14 protein-coding genes and 1 pseudogene are annotated in these 16,669 nt (G+C 71.0%); 10 read left to right on the top strand and 5 right to left on the bottom strand.

Translation table 11 applies throughout. The features are described 5' to 3' along the window. Positions 1–13 precede the first annotated feature (13 nt). Both GTY58_RS40580 and GTY58_RS10260 read left to right on the top strand, forming a co-directional pair. Positions 14–217, top strand: a pseudogene (locus GTY58_RS40580) (DNA-binding response regulator); the annotation flags it as partial. Between the two features lie 46 nt (positions 218–263). Next, positions 264–905 (top strand): DUF4232 domain-containing protein, encoded by a 642-nt coding sequence (locus GTY58_RS10260; protein WP_048894405.1) that lies wholly within the window; start codon positions 264–266, stop codon positions 903–905. 98 nt (positions 906–1,003) lie between these two features. Here GTY58_RS10260 and fmdA read toward each other — a convergent pair whose 3' ends face one another. From fmdA to GTY58_RS10235, 4 genes are all read right to left on the bottom strand, one after another. Next, positions 1,004–2,254 (bottom strand): formamidase, encoded by a 1,251-nt coding sequence (gene fmdA, locus GTY58_RS10255; RefSeq protein WP_010983384.1) that lies wholly within the window; start codon positions 2,252–2,254, stop codon positions 1,004–1,006. 24 nt (positions 2,255–2,278) lie between these two features. Then, positions 2,279–2,917 (bottom strand): AmiS/UreI family transporter, encoded by a 639-nt coding sequence (locus GTY58_RS10250; RefSeq protein ID WP_010983383.1) that lies wholly within the window; start codon positions 2,915–2,917, stop codon positions 2,279–2,281. Positions 2,918–3,569: 652 nt separating this feature from the next. Next, the gene (crcB, locus tag GTY58_RS10240) at positions 3,570–3,941 is read right to left on the bottom strand and encodes a fluoride efflux transporter CrcB (RefSeq protein WP_010983382.1); all 372 of its coding nucleotides are present in this window, start codon (positions 3,939–3,941) and stop codon (positions 3,570–3,572) included. Continuing rightward, positions 3,938–4,552: a CrcB family protein gene (locus GTY58_RS10235; RefSeq protein WP_010983381.1), complete on the bottom strand. Its 615-nt coding sequence runs from the start codon at positions 4,550–4,552 to the stop codon at positions 3,938–3,940. Before GTY58_RS10235 ends, crcB begins: the two co-directional genes overlap by 4 nt. Positions 4,553–4,761: 209 nt before the next feature. Between GTY58_RS10235 and GTY58_RS10230 the strand changes: the two genes are divergently transcribed. Both GTY58_RS10230 and GTY58_RS10225 read left to right on the top strand, forming a co-directional pair. Then, the gene (locus GTY58_RS10230; protein ID WP_010983380.1) at positions 4,762–5,925 is read left to right on the top strand and encodes an NAD-dependent formate dehydrogenase; all 1,164 of its coding nucleotides are present in this window, start codon (positions 4,762–4,764) and stop codon (positions 5,923–5,925) included. Positions 5,926–6,225: 300 nt separating this feature from the next. Continuing rightward, positions 6,226–6,648 carry a hypothetical protein gene (locus GTY58_RS10225; protein WP_037647319.1) on the top strand — a complete coding sequence of 141 codons (423 nt, stop codon included), beginning with the start codon at positions 6,226–6,228 and terminating at the stop codon, positions 6,646–6,648. Positions 6,649–6,724: 76 nt separating this feature from the next. Here the strand turns inward: GTY58_RS10225 and GTY58_RS10220 are convergent, their stop codons facing one another. Further along, entirely contained in the window at positions 6,725–7,588 is an 864-nt protein-coding gene (locus GTY58_RS10220; protein ID WP_010983378.1) for a hypothetical protein, read from the bottom strand. A 322-nt stretch (positions 7,589–7,910) separates the two neighbouring features. Here GTY58_RS10220 and GTY58_RS10215 point away from each other — a divergent pair, with 322 nt between their 5' ends. The 6 genes from GTY58_RS10215 (at position 7,911) to GTY58_RS10190 (ending at position 16,652) form a co-directional block, all read left to right on the top strand. Further along, positions 7,911–9,743 carry a gamma-glutamyltransferase gene (locus GTY58_RS10215; protein WP_037647321.1) on the top strand — a complete coding sequence of 611 codons (1,833 nt, stop codon included), beginning with the start codon at positions 7,911–7,913 and terminating at the stop codon, positions 9,741–9,743. 85 nt (positions 9,744–9,828) lie between these two features. Next, positions 9,829–10,674: an inositol monophosphatase family protein gene (locus GTY58_RS10210; RefSeq protein ID WP_010983376.1), complete on the top strand. Its 846-nt coding sequence runs from the start codon at positions 9,829–9,831 to the stop codon at positions 10,672–10,674. Between the two features lie 172 nt (positions 10,675–10,846). Continuing rightward, positions 10,847–12,256, top strand: coding sequence for an NAD(P)/FAD-dependent oxidoreductase (locus GTY58_RS10205; protein WP_037647502.1), 1,410 nt, complete (start codon positions 10,847–10,849; stop codon positions 12,254–12,256). A 649-nt stretch (positions 12,257–12,905) separates the two neighbouring features. Next, positions 12,906–14,435 (top strand): FAD-dependent oxidoreductase, encoded by a 1,530-nt coding sequence (locus tag GTY58_RS10200; protein WP_010983374.1) that lies wholly within the window; start codon positions 12,906–12,908, stop codon positions 14,433–14,435. Positions 14,436–14,681: 246 nt separating this feature from the next. Continuing rightward, a complete protein-coding gene (locus tag GTY58_RS10195) occupies positions 14,682–16,160 on the top strand; it encodes an AlkA N-terminal domain-containing protein (RefSeq protein WP_269966654.1) in 1,479 nt (492 codons plus the stop codon). A 9-nt stretch (positions 16,161–16,169) separates the two neighbouring features. Continuing rightward, positions 16,170–16,652, top strand: coding sequence for a methylated-DNA--[protein]-cysteine S-methyltransferase (locus tag GTY58_RS10190; RefSeq protein WP_010983372.1), 483 nt, complete (start codon positions 16,170–16,172; stop codon positions 16,650–16,652). Positions 16,653–16,669 lie beyond the last annotated feature (17 nt).

The following is a 16,669-nucleotide window of genomic DNA, read 5'->3' as shown; positions in this document are numbered from 1 at the left end:
CGTACGCGATGTTCGTGACGAACGCGAGGTCACCGCGCTTGCCGGGGGCGGCCTCACCGGCGAGGAGATCGCCGCGCACCGGGGGCATCAGCCCCTTCACGGCCGAGACCCGCATCAGCCGCGCGACGACGAACGCGACGACGAAGCCGGGCGCGCCTGTGGCCGGGCCCAACTGGTGCTGTTCTCCCGCGAGTCGGGCCTGGTGGCGGCGCGGGGCGAGCGGAGTGACGCCTTGTGCCGAGACCGCGTGCCATCATCGGCGCGTGATCGCGATACGCCCGAAGCCGGCCCGCTGCGCCGCTCTCGCCTGTCTGTTGGCGCTGGCCGCGAGCGGGTGCGGACTCTCCGCCGAACTGGACCGCGAGCGCAACCCCGAACGCAGGCCCACCCCATCGCCGACGCGGGCCGCCCCGTCGCCGACCCGGGCCGCCCCGCCGCCCGCGTCCGCGACCCCCGGGCCCTCACCCGTCGTACCGGTCCAGCAGGAACGCGGCTGCCCGCCCTCCGGTCTGCGCTTCGACTCCGGCCCCGTCGACGCGGCCATGGGACTGCGCGCCATGACGCTCACCCTGACCAACTGCGGCAAGCGGTCCTACGAGGTGAACGGCTACCCGTCCGTGCGCGTCCTCGACGAGAGGGGCACCCCGCTCACGGGCGTGCGCACCGTCGAGGGGACGGACAAGGTGTTCATGGCGCCGCAGGACCCCGGCCCCGAGCCGCTGACGCTCGCGCCGGGCGAGACCGCGCGGGCAGGTCTCTACTGGCGGATGGGAGCCGAGGACGGCACGTACCTCCGGGTCGCGCCGAAGACGGGGCGGGACGCCATGAACGTACGTCCTCAAGAGCCGCTCGACATCGGCCCGGAGAACACGCTCGGGACGACGGCGTGGGCACCTGCCTCCTAGGCCCTGCCGGCGGACGCTCCAGGGGCGTCACCGGTGTTCCGGTGACGCCCCTGGGCCCGTCGCTCTTGCCTGAGGGCACGCATCCCTCGTGGTCCGGTTCAGGCAGTGGCCAGCGCGCACTGGCCGCGGTCGGCCTTCATCGGGCCGGCGGCGGTCGGCCGCACGTCGAAGTCGAACATGGCGGTGGGTACGTACAGCGAGCAGCAGGCGTTGGGGATGTCGACGATGCCGCTGATGCGTCCCTCTATGGGGGAGGAGCCGAGCAGCAGGTAGGCCTGCTCTCCGCTGTAGCCGAACTTCTTGAAGTACTCGACGGCGTTGAGGCAGGCCCGGCGGTAGGCCAGCGTCGCGTCCAGGTAGTAGTTCGTGTCCGTGTCGTGGTCGACGGAGATCCCGATGAAGGTGAGGAACTCCGTGTACCTCGGCTCGACGTTGCCCGGAATGAACACGGGGTTGGTGGAGATGCCGTACGTCTCCATGCCGCCCTTGATCAGGTCGACGTGGAAGTCGATGAAGCCGCCCATCTCGATGGCGCCGCAGAAGGTGATCTCTCCGTCGCCCTGGCTGAAGTGCAGGTCGCCGCCTGAGAGCTTCGCGTCCTGGACGTGTACGGGGTAGAAGACCCTCGATCCCCGGGTGAAGTTCTTGATGTCGTGGTTGCCTCCGTTCTCGCGGGCCGGCACCGTGCGTGCGCCTTCTTCGCCGATGCGCCGTGCGAGGTCTCCGGTGGCCGTGCCGGCGAGTGCGTTGGTGGCGTCCGGCGGTACGGCGAGCGGGGGGACCCGGTTCGGGTCGGTGTCGATCAGCGCCTGCTCGCGGGTGTTCCAGCGGGCGAGCATCTCGGCGGACGGAGCGGTTCCGAACAACCCGGGGTGGGTGATTCCGGTGAAGCGGATCCCGGGAAGGTGGCGGGAGACGGCCTGCTGTCCGTGGAAGTCCCATACGGCCTTGTAGGCGTCCGGGAAGTAGTCGGTCAGGAAGCCTCCGCCGTTGGCCTTGGCGAAGATGCCGGTATAGCCCCAGCCCTGTCCTGCCGCGTCCCCGGTCTGCTGCGGAACGGGGCCGAGGTCGAGGATGTCGACGACGAGCAGGTCGCCGGGTTCGGCGCCCTCCACGCCTATCGGGCCGCTGAGCATGTGAGGGATGGTCAGGTCGATGTCGCGTACGTCGTTGGCGGTGTCGTTGTTGCCGACCTGGCAGTCGGTCCAGTCGCGGCACTCCATGCGGAACTCCGCTCCTGGCTTCACCATGGCGACGGTGGGGACGTCCGGGTGCCACCTGTTGTGGCCGGGCACGGCCTGGTCACGCATCGACTTGCTGTGGTCCACACTGAAGAGAATTTCAGGCATGAGAACTCCTCGTTTCTGATCCGGTCACGTTGGTGCGCCCACACCTCCGGTCCGCGGGGCGGCTGAGGTCGGCCGGGGCGTTCTATGGGTGCGCGGCCACAGCCCCACGAACACCACCACGCCGAAGACCGCCAGTGCGATGGCGGTCTCGGTGGGGTGCTTCCAGTAGCCGGAGAGCAGCAGCCCCGCGGGAATCGCACCCGTGACCCAGCCTTCGATCGCCGTGACCCAACCGGTATAGATCTTGAGGTCGTCCTTCTTGAGACCGAGCAGCAGGAAGAACAGGAACCACAGGTAGGCCCAGTAGAGCCAGATGACCCCGAAGGGGTAGTCCTTGAAGAGCCGGAAATTGACGAACGAGTATCCCAGGGCGGCAACTGCCACGAACAGCGAGTAGTAGCCGACGCCGGTGCTGTCGAGACCGGTGAGCAGGCCGATACCTACATAGAGGTAGGTGAACCCGAAGAGGTAGATGCCTGATGCCGCCAGGATCTTCATGGGGTCGCCGTTGGCGGTGAAGATGAGGTAAGTCGGCGTCAGTACCTGTAGTGCGCCTATGAAAAGGTTGAACACCGCTGCTGCTTTGGCATCAACCTTCCCGAGCAGCAGCAGTCCGTTCATGAAGAGCACCGCACCGACAAAGAGCAGTCCCACGTTTCCCACGGGGACGCACCTCCTAAGTCCGCGTGGGGGGCGGAATCGCGTCGTGCCCGGACTGCCGGTGAGCTGCCGGGGATGCGGCTCGACTCCCGGCCCGCGTTGCGTGATTCCGTATTCCGCACAGCGCTGCGGGAACGACGTCGTGTTCCGATGCCGAAACCCGCATGAGACGTTCTGCCTTGTCGACCACCGCCCTCAGAGACGCGGAAGCCGCGAGAGCGCGGGGTGCGGGTGCCGTGGCACCCTTCTGCGTGGCGGCACTTGGGAGACTACTGCCGGGGCCTCACGCGCCTGCTCCTCCCGGACGTGGAGGGCGGCGACCGCGTGCGAGGTCAGCGAGAGACCGGGCGAGGAATACACACGTCTCGCAGCGCCTGCGCAAACAGGGCAACCGTAAGCCCGGGGCGCCGTCCCGATTTCCAACTTCACATCGAAGGCCCCGCAGCGGCTGCATAGATATTCATAGGTTGCCATCAGCAGCCTCCGGATTTCGGTGGACGCTGGCCAACCCGATCGCGTGCGGCGTGTCCGGAGAGGCGTACGCCACATAATGTTTCCTACGTTCAAGGAGACGTCTCGTGAATCCACGTGTCAAGTCCCCGACGGCTGGTCCTGCCCTTCCCGGAGCGATTCGATTCCCGGAGCGATTCGATTCTCAGAACGATTCGACGGCGAGCCCCGCCGCTGCCGCCAGAAGACCCGCCGTGAGGCTCGAAGCGCCGTACAGCAGGGACTTTCTGACCTGTCCCTTCTCGCGCAGGTGGACCAACTCGTAACTGAATGTGGAGAACGTTGTATAGGCGCCGCAGAATCCGACGCCGGCAATGGGCACGAACTGCTCCGGCAGTCCGTGCCGCGCGCCGAGGCCCACCAGAAGCCCCAGCACGAACGAACCGGTGACGTTGATCAGCCATGTGCCGAGCGGGAACAGGCCCGGGCTTCGGTACTGCACGTACTGGTCGAGCATGTAGCGCGCGACCGCCCCGACCGCGGCCGCGGCACCGACGGCGAGCAGGGTGACGATCACCGGACCCACCAGCCGTACCGGCGGGCGCGGCCGTGCCGCGCGGCCAGCCGTACCCGCCGGGCCAGGGCCATCCTGCCGATGGCCAGGCCCAGACCGGTGGCGGCCAGGCCGGCGAACAGACTGCCGAACACGTTGAAGGCCGCGACTGCGTAGTGGCCGTGACCCAGAAGGCGATCGGTGTCGACCATCCACGTCGAGAAAGTGGTGAAGGAGCCGAGAAACCCGACGGCGGCGAACGGTCGCACGTACCGGGTCGGCGGCCAGATCTCGAGTACGTACACGAGCAGCAGCGCCAGTAGGAACGCACCGGACACGTTGACGGCAAACGTCGTCACCGGAAACGTCCCCCGAGGTGTGGGAAACGTCAGTCCCAGGGCGTAGCGGGCCGACCCGCCCAGAACGCCGCCGAGCGCGACCGCCGCCAGGACGCCCTTGCGCAGACGTGAGCGGAACGGCGCGCGTGACGGTGCGGGCTCGCCTCCCGGCCCGGGCTCGAATCCCGGCCCGGGCTCGCCTCGCGGCGTGGGCTCGCCACCCAGTTCGGGTTCGGCGCCGGGGATGTGCGTGGGCTCTCGGGATTCCCGCTCGGGCCCGGATTCGTCCGCCCGCATCAGAAGCCTCCGTACAGAACACGGATCGGTACACGCTGTCGCCCGAACTCCTGCCGCAGGCCTGATCGAATATCCGCATCCTTATCCACTGGCCCACTTCCATAATATCCGTGGGGATTGCAGCGCCGACGCATGCTCAACTAAAATTCAAGATCATCGGTACTCGACCGGTTCAGCCGGAGCGGCGGCCCCACCGATGGAGGACGGCCATGGCAAAGATCCTTGCGGTGCTCTATCCCGACCCCGTGGGCGGTTATCCTCCCGACTACGCCCGCGATGAGATTCCGGCCATCACCGGATATCCGGGCGGTCAGACAACGCCGACCCCACAAACCATAGATTTCACCCCGGGGCAGCTCCTCGGCAGCGTCTCCGGAGAACTGGGACTACGCCGGTTCCTGGAGGACCGAGGCGACACCTATGTCGTCACCAGCGACAAGGAAGCGCCGGACTCCACTCTGGACCGCGAGCTGCCCGACGCGGACGTGGTCATCTCGCAGCCCTTCTGGCCCGCTTATCTGACCGCCGAGCGGATCGCCTCCGCGCCCCGGCTCAAACTCGCGATCACGGCGGGGATCGGGTCGGACCACGTCGACCTGCCGAGCGCCATCGCCCACGGCATGACGGTGGCGGAGGTGACCTTCAGCAACAGCATCAGCGTGTCCGAGCACGCCGTCATGCAGATCCTCACTCTGGTCCACAACTACATGCCGGCCCACGACTGGGTGACCGCCAAGAAGGGCTGGAACATCGCCGACAGCGTCTCGCGCGCCTACGACCTCGAAGGCATGGACGTCGGCGTCCTCGGCTCCGGCCGGATCGGCCAGGCGGTACTGCGCCGCCTGGCGCCGTTCGACGTAAGGCTGCACTACAGCGACGTGCACCGGCTGCCCAAGGAGGTCGAAGAGGAACTGGAGCTGACCTGGCATCCCGACGCTCGTTCGCTGGCCTCCTCGGTCGACGTGCTGTCGATCCACACCCCGCTGCATCCGCAGACGCAGAACCTCTTCGACGACGACCTGATCGGGGCCATGAAGCGCGGTTCGTACATCGTCAACACCGCACGCGCGCTCATCGTCGACCGGGATGCCGTGGTGCGGGCCCTCAACAGCGGCCAACTGGCCGGATACGCCGGTGACGTCTGGTATCCGCAGCCGCCACCGCCCGACCATCCGTGGCGCACCATGCCGTACGAGGCGATGACGCCGCACGTGTCCGGTTCGACCCTCTCGGCGCAGGCCCGCTACGCCGCCGGTACCCGGGAGATCCTGGAGTGCTGGTTCGACGGGCGCCCCATCCGTCCGGAGTACCTGATCGTCGACGGTGGTGGGCTAGCCGGAACGGGAGCGCGCTCCTACACGGTCACCGGATAACGCATATTGAGCCGGAACGGCGGCTCAATAACAGAGGGCGGACAAGAAATCAGCAGAAGATCCATTGGAAGACGCGGCTGAAGATCCACCACGTGAGTGAGCAATGGACCTTCTGCTGGTCATGCCTGTTGCGGGCCCATGTCTTCTGTGAGCCGACTCACCCGGAATCTGCTGGCGGGGCGCGACGGAGACCCTTAGCTTGCTGAATAGACAGTTTTTCTATGCGGAGGCACCGGCGCCGCGCATACTGTTTCGCAAGGTAATCAAGGCGAACGCTGGAAAGGTGGATCAGTGAGCAGCATGGACGCCGTGTGGGTACGGGGCGTGAACGGCATTCAGTTGCATCACGTGACCGACCTTCAGGATGCCGGCCGTTTTTTGGGCAACGCGGCGATGGCACTGCGGGCCGCACACGTAAGGACCGGCGCCGACCGGTACTCCAGCATTGCCACCGAGCTGAAGAGCCTGGTGCAGCGAGTGCGGGAACTGGAGGACGAGGCGCGGTCGAGCATGCACGACCTGCACTCCACCGACCCCGAGCGGTTCGCCCGCTGCCGGGACGGTCACGAGCCGTGGCCCGGTGAGATCCCGGCGGGATTCATCCCGCGCCACACCTGCAAGGACGAGTGCCTCTACCACGATCGCGACGTCCTCGACGCCATCACGCAGTGCACCTGCGGCCGGCCGCCGTGCCGGGCCTGCGAGATCGGCGGGAAGCTCTGAGAAGCCCGAGCGGGTACTGAGAGAACTCCCCGGTCCCCGCAGGCTCCGTCCGCACTCGCTGACGTTGAACGGCCGATCAGCCGAGGCACACCAGGAGCAGGCAGATCTGCGAAGGTGAAGTCGTTGTGGGCGCGGGGCTCGCCTGCGGTGCTCCCGGGGCCGTGTCATCGGCGCCGGCAGACGCGGACGTTTCCTTCGCCGCCGTACCGGTGCCGTCGGGCACCGTTCCGACGGTGGACGGGGAGGCGGTCCGAGGCTGCGGGGCCGCCGCCCTCGCCGTCGGAGGGGGAGAGGCGGCGGCGAACGGCTGAGCGCTCGGCGGTGTGACGCGGGGCGGGGCGGCGGCGGACCGCCGGCGCGGAAGGTCGGTCGTGGGCGACTGCGCGGGGGGAGTGTGCGAAGACAGGCGAGTTCCGGGTTGTGTCGACGAGGGGTGGGGCTGCTCAGCCACCTGTTCGTCCGCGGTGCCCATGGTCGCGACCTCCGGCGCGGTGGACGCCTGTGCCCGGTCGGCGGAGTGCCGGTCCATCGCGGCGACGGTCAGGCCGCCTCCGACGAGTGCGACGGCAGTCGCGACCACGGCCCGGCGCTGGTTCTTCTTCCAGCGGGCCAGCTGGCGACGCCGCGCCGCCCGCCCTTGCGGTGCGGGTGCGGGCATCGTGCCCTCGAGGTCGCCGTACGGGTCGGTCTCCGGGGCCTCCTCCAGGCCGGCTTCGACCGCTGCCTCGTCACGAAGACGGCCGTCGTGCCACGTGTCCGAGGCCGGGTACTCCCACGGCACCGACTCGCTCACCGTCGTGCCCGTCGTCGCCGTGCCGGCCCAGCTCGGGACGACGCCACCGTCGACGGTGGCCGGTGCGATGTCCGGAGCGTAGGCACCGCACCCGGGACACACCAGGGCGCCATTGAGATGCCGGCGACACGAGGAGCAGTAGTCCATTTGCGGTCTTCCTGAGTTGACATGCCGTCGCCCCGCCGGGGCCTGGTCACGTTCGCACGTGGAATCGAGCAGCCAGCAACGCTAACGAGGCTTTCGAAAGCCTGAGTGCAGTCTGTGTGGCGCTTTTGTGCGGATTCTCCGGGCCTCTCGCGTGGGTGCCGTACGCGTCCGTGAGCAGGGGGTCTGAAGCGTGCCCGCGTGGGCTTCGGTGCCGTGATTGGATCTCTCGCGTGTGACTCGAACTCCCCAGATTCCCCCCAGGGCCGATCCTGAGCGCCGACCGATCTGGCCGATGAGCGGAAACAGCGAGGTGAGAGGCCGTATGTTCACGACCCGCCCCACCCTCCAGGGCACCTTCGGCATGGTGTCCTCCACGCACTGGCTCGCCTCCCAGTCGGCGATGGCCGTCCTGGAGGAGGGCGGCAACGCCTACGACGCCGCCGTCGCCGCCGGTTTCGTCCTGCATGTCGTCGAGCCGCACCTCAACGGGCCCGGGGGAGAGGTGCCGATCATCCTCGCCCCGGCGGGCGGTGAGGTGCGGGTGCTGTGCGGGCAGGGAGTCGCGCCGGCCGGAGCCACGATCGAGCACTACAAGGGACTCGGTCTGGATCTCGTACCCGGTACGGGGCCGCTCGCGGCCGCCGTTCCGGGTGCGTTCGACGCCTGGATGCTCCTCCTGCGCGACTACGGAACGAAGTCCCTCGCGGACGTCCTCAAGTACGCCATCGGATACGCGCAGGACGGGCACGCGCCCGTGGAGCGCGTCGGGGAGACCGTCGAGACGGTGCGCGAGCTGTTCGAGACGGAGTGGGTCTCGTCGGCCGAGGTGTATCTGCCCGGCGGAAAGGCGCCACGGCCGGGTGAACTGTTCCGCAACCCGGCGCTCGCCGCGACCTGGAAACGGCTGATCGCCGAGGTGTCGGGCACCGGAGACCGGGTGGCCCAGATCGAGAGGGCACGGGAGGTGTGGCGTGGCGGGTTCATCGCCGAGGCGCTCGTACGCCAGTCCGGGCGGCCCACCCTGGACACCAGCGGCGAGCGGCACACCGGCACGCTGACGGCCGCCGATCTCGCCTCCTGGGCCGCGACCTACGAGGCTCCGGCGACGTACGACTGGCAGGGCTGGACGCTGTGCAAGGCCGGCCCCTGGAGCCAGGGCCCGGTCCTCCTCCAGCAGCTCGCGCTGCTCCCGCCCGAGCTGCCGCGCTATGGGTCCGCCGACTACGTCCACCTCCTCATCGAGGGCTGCAAGCTCGCCATGGCCGACCGTGAGGCCTGGTACGGCGACGCGGCCGAGGTGCCGCTGGCCGAGCTGCTGTCGGACGCGTACAACGCCGAGCGGCGGGTGCTCGTCGGCCACAAGGCCTCGTACGAGCTGCGCCCCGGCAGCCCGGGCGGGCGGACCCCGCGGATGAGCGGGCACGCACGCGTGGTGGCCGCCGACGAACCCGAGCCCGCGTTCGGTCCCCCGGGAGCGGGCGAGCCCACCGTCGCCAAGAGCCCGCTGTCCCCGGTGCCCGGGGAACCGGACATCGCGGCGGACGGGGGCACCCGGGGCGACACCTGCCACCTCGACGTCGTCGACAGGTGGGGCAACATGATCGCGGCCACGCCCAGCGGCGGCTGGCTCCAGTCCAACCCGGTCGTGCCCGAACTCGGCTTTCCGCTCGGTACCCGGCTCCAGATGGCCTGGCTGGACGAGGGCCTGCCGAACTCCCTCACCCCGGGCCGCCGCCCCCGCACCACCCTCACGCCCTCGCTGGCGTTGCGGGACCAAGTCCCCGTGCTCGCGTTCGGCACGCCCGGCGGCGACCAGCAGGACCAGTGGCAGACCCACTTCTTCCTGGCCGTCGTCCTGCGCTCCGGGGTCCGGGGCGGCCTCGACCTCCAGGGCGCCATCGACGCCCCGAACTGGCACAACGACAGCTTCCCCGGCTCCTTCTACCCGCGCGGGACGCGCCCCGGCAGTGTGACCGTCGAGTCCCGTACGGACCCCGGGGTCGTCGAGGAGCTGCGGCGGCGCGGCCACGACGTCCTGGTCGGCGAGGCCTGGTCCGAGGGGCGGCTGTGCGCGGTCGCCCGGGACCCGGAGACCGGTGTCCTGTCGGCGGCGGCGAACCCGCGGGGGATGCAGGGGTACGCGGTCGGGCGCTGATCTCCGAACCGGGTATTCATGCCGATTCCACCCGTAGTACACCGGACGGGTGGGGATTGTCAGTGGCGCGTGCTGTCATGGAGTCATGATCGGAGACACCGAAACCATCGAAGAGTTTCTCGCCCACCGCACGTCAGACGTCGAAGAGGCGGTCCGCCAGGCGGCCGCGACCGAGATCATGCCGCGCTTCCGGCAGCTCGCCGCGCACGAGATCGACCAGAAGAGCGGCCCGCACGACCTGGTCACGGACGCCGACCGCAAGGCCGAGGCGTACCTCACCGAGGTGCTCGCCAAGCTCCTGCCCGGCTCGGTCGTGGTCGGCGAGGAGGCGGTGCACGCCAACCCCGTGACATACGAGGCGATTCAGGGCGAGGCGCCGGTCTGGATCGTCGACCCGGTCGACGGCACCCGCCAGTTCGTGCACGGTGACCCGGGCTTCTGCACACTGGTCGCGCTGGCGCAGGGCGGCGTCGTCCACGCGTCGTGGACCTACGCCCCGGCCCTCGACCAGTTGGCCACGGCGATACGGGGCCGCGGGGCCCACCTCGACGGCGAACCGCTGCGCTCGGGCGCGCCCGATCCGGGCCGTGACCTCGAAGTGGCCACGTCCCACCCGGACTACACCACGGAAGAACAGAAGCGCGCACTCCTCGCCCTGCGCACCGAGGGCGTCCTCCCGCGCCCGTGCGGCTCGGCGGGGCTCGAGTATCTCGCCGTCGCCCGGGGCGAGTTGGACGCGACGGCGTTCTCCTGGGAGGCGGCCTGGGATCACGCGGCCGGCCTGCTGCTGGTCGAGGAGGCGGGCGGCGCCCATCTGACCCGCGCGGGCGAGCCGTTCCGGATAACCGGCGGCAACGCGCTCCCGTTCACGGCGGCGCGGGACGAGGCGACGGCCCGCCGGGTGGTGGGGCTGCTGTCGGCCGGCGGCTGAGCCGTGAGACGCGCGGTCGGCGGGCCCCTCCAGGCAGCCTCCTCCGGCACCCGGAAACGGAACCTGTGCGTCACCGGGCAAGGGCCCCCCGCGCCCCGGCGCTGTCGGTCCAGCGGCATATCCTGATCCCCAGTGGCCGATCGGCTGACGAAGGAGTCCGAAGGTGCCGTCGATGCTCGATGTGGTCGTGGTGGGTGCGGGACCGAACGGACTGACGGCTGCCGTGGAGCTGGCGCGCCGCGGCTTCTCCGTGGCCGTCTTCGAGGCCCGCGACACCGTGGGCGGCGGGGCGCGCACCCAAGAGCTGACCCTGCCCGGTTTCCGCCACGACCCGTGCTCCGCCGCACACCCGCTGGGGATCAACTCGCCCGCGTTCAGGGCGATGCCGCTGGAGCGGTACGGACTTCAGTGGCTGCACGCCGAGCGGCCCATGGCGCACCCGTTCACCGACGGCACGGCAGCGGTCCTGTCCCGGTCCGTGGCCGAGACGGCCGCCTCCTTCGGGCCGCGTGACGCGGGCACGTACCGCAGGCTGGTGGAGCCCTTCCTCAGCCGCTGGGACACCCTGGCGCAGGACTTCATGTCGCTCCCCCTCACCGCGCTGCCCCGCGACCCGGTCACCCTCGCCCGCTTCGGCCTCGTCGGGCTGCCCCCCTCGACCTGGCTGACCCGCCGCTTTCGCGACGAGCGCGCGAAGGCGCTGTTCGCCGGGCTCGTGGCGCATGTCATCGCCCCGCTCGACGGCATCGCCACCGGAGCCGTCGGCCTCGTCTTCGCCCTGGCCGCACACGCCCGCGGCTGGCCCGTCGCCCGCGGCGGCTCCCAGTCCATCTCCGACGCGCTCACCGCGTACCTCAAGGACCTCGGCGGCACCGTCCACACGGACTACGAGGTCAAGCGCCTCGACGACCTGCCGCCCGCGCGGGCCTACGTCTTCGACACCTCGCCCACCGCGCTGGCCCGGATCGCCGGCTTCGGCAGGTACTACGAGGGATACCGGTACGGGGCAAGCGTATTCAAGATCGACTACGCGCTGGACGGCCCCGTGCCGTGGACGGCGAAGGAGGCGCGCACCGCCGGCACCGTGCAGATCGGCGCGAGCAGCGCGGAGATCGGCACCGCCCTGCGCGCCGCCTCGCGCGAGGGCCGGGCTCCCGACCCGCCCTTCCTGATCACCGTGCAGCCCAGCGTCGTCGACCCCTCGCGGGCGCCGGACGGAAAGCAGGTCTTCTGGGCGTACGGCCACGTTCCGAACGGGTGGACGGGCGACCTCACGGATGCCATGGAGCGCCAGCTGGAGCGGTTCGCGCCCGGCTTCCGTGACCGTGTCCTCGCCCGCGCCACGGCCGGCCCGCCCGAACTCGCCGCCCACAACGCCAACTACGTCGGCGGTGACATCGCCTGCGGCGCCGCATCCGGACTCCAGCTCCTGCTGCGCCCTAGGCTCTCCCTCTTCCCGTACAGCACCCCCCACCCGGCCGTCTTCATCTGCTCCTCGGCCACCCCGCCGGGACCCGGCGTGCACGGTATGTCGGGCCACAACGCGGCCAAGGCCGTCTGGAGGAGACTGCGCAGTTCATGACGGCGGGCGTGCTTGCTCCGGAGCGGGTACGGCGCCCGTCCACGGCCCGCGACCAGGTCGGCTCGATGGCAACAGGCGTGGTGCGGCGGCCGGGGCGCGGGGCTCCGCCGCCGCGGAGCAGACAGCGGCCTCCGGACCACTCGCGTCCGAACGGGCCGCCGCCGCGAGCGTCAGTCCTTCTTGCCGCGCCCTGTCAGCGCGTCGCGCAGCCGGTCGACGAGGGCCCGGGGCTCAGCCCGAGGCCTGGGCCGGGACGGAAGCCGGCTTCATCGGCGGTTCGCCGAACTCGCTGCCACCGCGGCCGACGAACCCGCCGGCGGTACGGGATCGGGGCCCGGTGGCGCCGGCGGTGCCGGTGGCACGGGATCGGGCCCGGGGGCGGGCACGGGGCCCGGCGCCGGGCCGGGCTGCGGGTCCGTCGGTCCCGGCGCGGGGGTGGGCCGGGGCGGTGTCGGGTCGGTCGGTGGAGTACGCATCGGCCCCTCCGTCGATGGGTGCTGATGGCACGGTTTCTCCTTGCCGGCCGACGGGTTGGTGCCCCTGGGTGTCGATTGCCGGGGGCGCGCGGCTGGGCGCGGACCGATCGAGTCCCCTTCGGCTGTTCCTTCACACCCGGTGTGGGCGCGGGCGGGCGTGGAACTCGGAGCGCATGACCCTTCAGGCACGCACACAGACGTCGTACTGGCTCGAGACCGCGCCGCCCGGTGCCCCCGCGCCCGTACCGGCCGGTGACACGACGGTCGATGTCGCCGTGGTCGGTGCGGGCATCGCCGGACTGAGTGCCGCGTGGGAGCTGACCCGACGGGGACGCAGCGTCGCGGTGCTGGAGGCCGGGCGGATCGCCGCCGGGGTCACCGGTCACACCACGGCCAAGCTCACCGCGCTGCACACCCTTGTCTACGACCGGCTCCGCCGTACCCGCGGGACGGACGCCGCGCGGCTGTACGCGCGCTCCCAGACGGACGCGATCCGGCGCGCCGCCGAGATCGTGGACGAACTCGGCATCGACTGCGAGTGGGAGGAGGCGGCGGCGTACACCTACGTCAGGGACGGCGCCCGCGCGGACGAGGTACGCGCGGAGGCCGCGGCGGCCCGCGAGGCCGGGCTGCCCGCCGAGTACGTGACGGAGACGGAGCTGCCGTTCCCGGTCGCCGGCGCGGTCCGGGTCACGGGCCAGGCCCAGTTCCATCCGCGCAAGTACCTGCTGGCGCTGGCCGACGAGATCCGCCGGCGCGGAGGACTGATGCACGAGCGGACCCGGGTCGTGGACCTCACCGAGGGGGAGCCCTGCGTCCTCACGACGGAGAACGGCGCCAGGATCACCGCCGACGCCGTCGTGGTCGCCACGCACTACCCGGTCTTCGACCGTGCGCTGCTGTTCACCCGGCTCTCACCCCGCCGCGAACTGGTCGTGGCCGCGCCCATCGCCGAGGAGAGGGCCCCGCGGGGTATGTACATCACCCCGGAGGAGAACACGCGTTCCATGCGCACGGCGCCGTACGGTGAGGGAAAACGGCTGCTCATCGTGACCGGCGAGCACTTCACGCCGGGTGCGGGCGACGACGTCGAGGAGCGGTTCGAGCGCCTTGCCGAGTGGGCCGCCCGGCACTTCGGCGACCTCACGTTCACGCACCGGTGGGCCACGCAGGACAACGACTCCACCGACTCCGTGCCGCTGGTCGGGCCACTCCACCCCGGCAGCCGCCACACCTACGTGGCCACCGGCTTCGGCGGCTGGGGGCTGAGCGGCGGCATCATGGCGGGCGGCCTGCTGGGCGAGCTGATCACCGGTGGGACGGCTCCATGGCGTGATCTGTACGATCCGGGGCGCGTGGCCTCCGTCGTGCGGGAAGGCACGGAGTTCCTCAAGCACCAGGCCCAGGTGGCAGGGCACTTCGTGGGCGACCGGCTGCCCCCGCTGTCCGGCCCGTCGGTGACCGGCATCGCCCCGGGGGACGGCGCCGTCGTGCACGCGGGCGGAGAGCGCTGCGCGGTGTACCGCGACGACGACGGACAGGTGCACGCCGTCTCCGCGCGCTGCACGCACCTGGGCTGCCTCGTGGCCTTCAACCGAGCCGAACGGGCCTGGGAATGCCCCTGCCACGGCTCCCGCTTCGCCCCCGACGGCCAGATCCTCCAGGGCCCCGCCGTACGGCCCCTGGAGCAGCGCGACATCTGACCGGACGCGGTCCCGGGGCCGTACGCGCGCGCGACGGCCGCCACGCCGCCGCGCTGCGGCCACCGCCCGCGGCGAGGGCGGCCGGGCGGATGAGGGCCGGCCACGGCCCTGGCCGGCCTCCACGGGCCGCGGCCGCCGCGCGAGTCCGCGTGCCGACCGCAAGGCGCGCCGTCCGGGGCCAGGCCACGCCACGTACATGTCGGAATCCCGCCAGCCCCGCCCCCGGCGGTGGTCGATGCTTGAGGCATGCGGAACGGGATGCACATCGACAGTGAGCGCTGCGTGCGCGCCGTCCGGTCCAAGGACGCGCGGTTCGACGGGTGGTTCTTCACGGCGGTCCTGACCACGAGGATCTACTGCCGTCCGAGCTGCCCGGTGGTGCCGCCGAAGCCGGCGAACATGACGTTCTACCCGAGCGCGGCGGCCTGCCAGCAGGCCGGTTTCCGGGCCTGCAAACGCTGCCGCCCGGACACCAGCCCCGGCTCGCCCGAGTGGAACCAGCGCGCCGACCTCGTCGCCCGCGCCATGCGCCTGATCGGCGACGGCGTGGTGGACCGCGAGGGCGTGCCCGGCCTCGCCACCCGGCTCGGCTACAGCACCCGCCAGATCGAACGCCAGCTCCTCGCCGAACTCGGCGCGGGCCCGCTCGCGCTCGCCCGGGCCCAGCGCGCCCAGACCGCCCGCCTGCTCATCGAGACGACCAGCCTCCCCATGGCGGAGATCGCCTTCGCGGCGGGCTTCTCCTCGATCCGCACCTTCAACGACACCGTGCGCGAGGTCTTCGCCCTCTCCCCGAGCGAGCTGCGCGGCAGGCTCCCGAAGAAGACGGTCGTGTCCCCCGGCGCTCTCACGCTCCGCCTCCCCTTCCGCGCCCCGCTCAACCCCGACAACCTCTTCGGCCACCTCGCGGCGACCGCCGTACCCGGAGTGGAGGAATGGCGGGACGGCGCGTACCGGCGCACCCTGCGCCTGCCGTACGGGCACGGGATCGTCGCCCTGACCCCCGCCGCCGACCACATAGGGTGCCGCCTCTCCCTCAGCGACCTGCGCGACCTGCCCGTCGCCATCAGCCGCTGCCGCCGCATGCTCGACCTGGACGCCGACCCGGTCGCCATCGACGACCAGTTGCGCGCCGACCCGCTGCTCGCCCCGCTCGTCGACAAGGCGCCGGGGCGGCGGGTGCCGCGTACCGTCGACGAGGCCGAGTTCGCGGTACGGGCCGTGCTGGGCCAGCAGGTGTCCACGGCCGCGGCCCGTACCCACGCGGCCCGCCTGGTCACCGCGCACGGCGAAGCGGTGACCGACCCCGAGGGGGGCCTCACCCACCTCTTCCCGGCCCCCGAGGCGCTGGCCGCCGTCGCCCCCGAGTCGCTCGCGATGCCCCGTACCCGCCGCACCACCTTCACCACGCTGGTCCGCCAACTGGCCGAGGGCGGACTTCATCTGGGCGTGGAGAGCGACTGGGAGGAGACCCGCGCCCGGCTCCTGTCCCTCCCCGGCTTCGGCCCCTGGACCGCGGACGTCATCGCGATGCGCGCCCTCGGCGACCCCGACGCGTTCCTGCCCACCGACCTCGGAATCCGGCGCGCGGCCGAGGAGTTGGGCCTGCCGTCCACACCGGCCGCGCTCACCGCACGCGCGGCGGCCTGGCGGCCGTGGCGGGCGTACGCGGTCCAGTACCTGTGGGCGACGGACAGCCACCCGATCAACTTCCTGCCGGTGTGAGGACATCCAGTGAAACAGCACATGCTCGTCGACAGCCCGTACGGCCCCCTCACCCTCGTCGCGGCGGACGGCGTCCTGTGCGGCCTCTACATGGTCGCCCAGCGCCACCGCCCCTCAGAGGAGACATTCGGGGCACGCGACGACACGCCGTTCGGCGAGACGGTCGACCAGCTGACCGCCTATTTCGCGGGCGAGTTGACGGAGTTCGACCTGCCGCTCCGCCTGGACGGCACGCCGTTCCAGCGCACCGTGTGGGAGCAACTGCGCCGCATCCCCTACGGCGAGACCCGCTCGTACGGCGAACTCGCCGGCGCCCTCGGCAATCCGAAGGCATCGCGCGCGGTGGGTCTGGCCAACGGCAAGAACCCGCTCGGCATCATCGTCCCCTGTCACCGTGTGGTGGGCGCCGACGGCAGCCTCACGGGCTACGGAGGCGGCCTGGAGCGCAAGCGGCGGCTGCTGGACTTCGAGCGGGGTGCCGCCTTGTTCTGATGCCCGCGCCACCGGAG

It is taken from the genome of Streptomyces sp. SID5469, from assembly GCF_009862865.1.
Classification (GTDB): domain Bacteria; phylum Actinomycetota; class Actinomycetes; order Streptomycetales; family Streptomycetaceae; genus Streptomyces; species Streptomyces avermitilis.
This window is presented reverse-complemented; position numbering and strand designations above follow the sequence as displayed.

Coding starts and splice junctions, on each gene's coding strand:
- fmdA (WP_010983384.1), bottom strand. CDS start 2,254: ATGCCTGAAATTCTCTTCAGTGTGGACCACAGCAAGTCGATGCGTGAC.
- GTY58_RS10235 (WP_010983381.1), bottom strand. CDS start 4,552: ATGCGGGCGGACGAATCCGGGCCCGAGCGGGAATCCCGAGAGCCCACG.
- GTY58_RS10230 (WP_010983380.1), top strand. CDS start 4,762: ATGGCAAAGATCCTTGCGGTGCTCTATCCCGACCCCGTGGGCGGTTAT.
- GTY58_RS10225 (WP_037647319.1), top strand. CDS start 6,226: ATGGACGCCGTGTGGGTACGGGGCGTGAACGGCATTCAGTTGCATCAC.
- GTY58_RS10220 (WP_010983378.1), bottom strand. CDS start 7,588: ATGGACTACTGCTCCTCGTGTCGCCGGCATCTCAATGGCGCCCTGGTG.
- GTY58_RS10215 (WP_037647321.1), top strand. CDS start 7,911: ATGTTCACGACCCGCCCCACCCTCCAGGGCACCTTCGGCATGGTGTCC.
- GTY58_RS10210 (WP_010983376.1), top strand. CDS start 9,829: ATGATCGGAGACACCGAAACCATCGAAGAGTTTCTCGCCCACCGCACG.
- GTY58_RS10205 (WP_037647502.1), top strand. CDS start 10,847: ATGCTCGATGTGGTCGTGGTGGGTGCGGGACCGAACGGACTGACGGCT.
- GTY58_RS10200 (WP_010983374.1), top strand. CDS start 12,906: ATGACCCTTCAGGCACGCACACAGACGTCGTACTGGCTCGAGACCGCG.
- GTY58_RS10195 (WP_269966654.1), top strand. CDS start 14,682: ATGCGGAACGGGATGCACATCGACAGTGAGCGCTGCGTGCGCGCCGTC.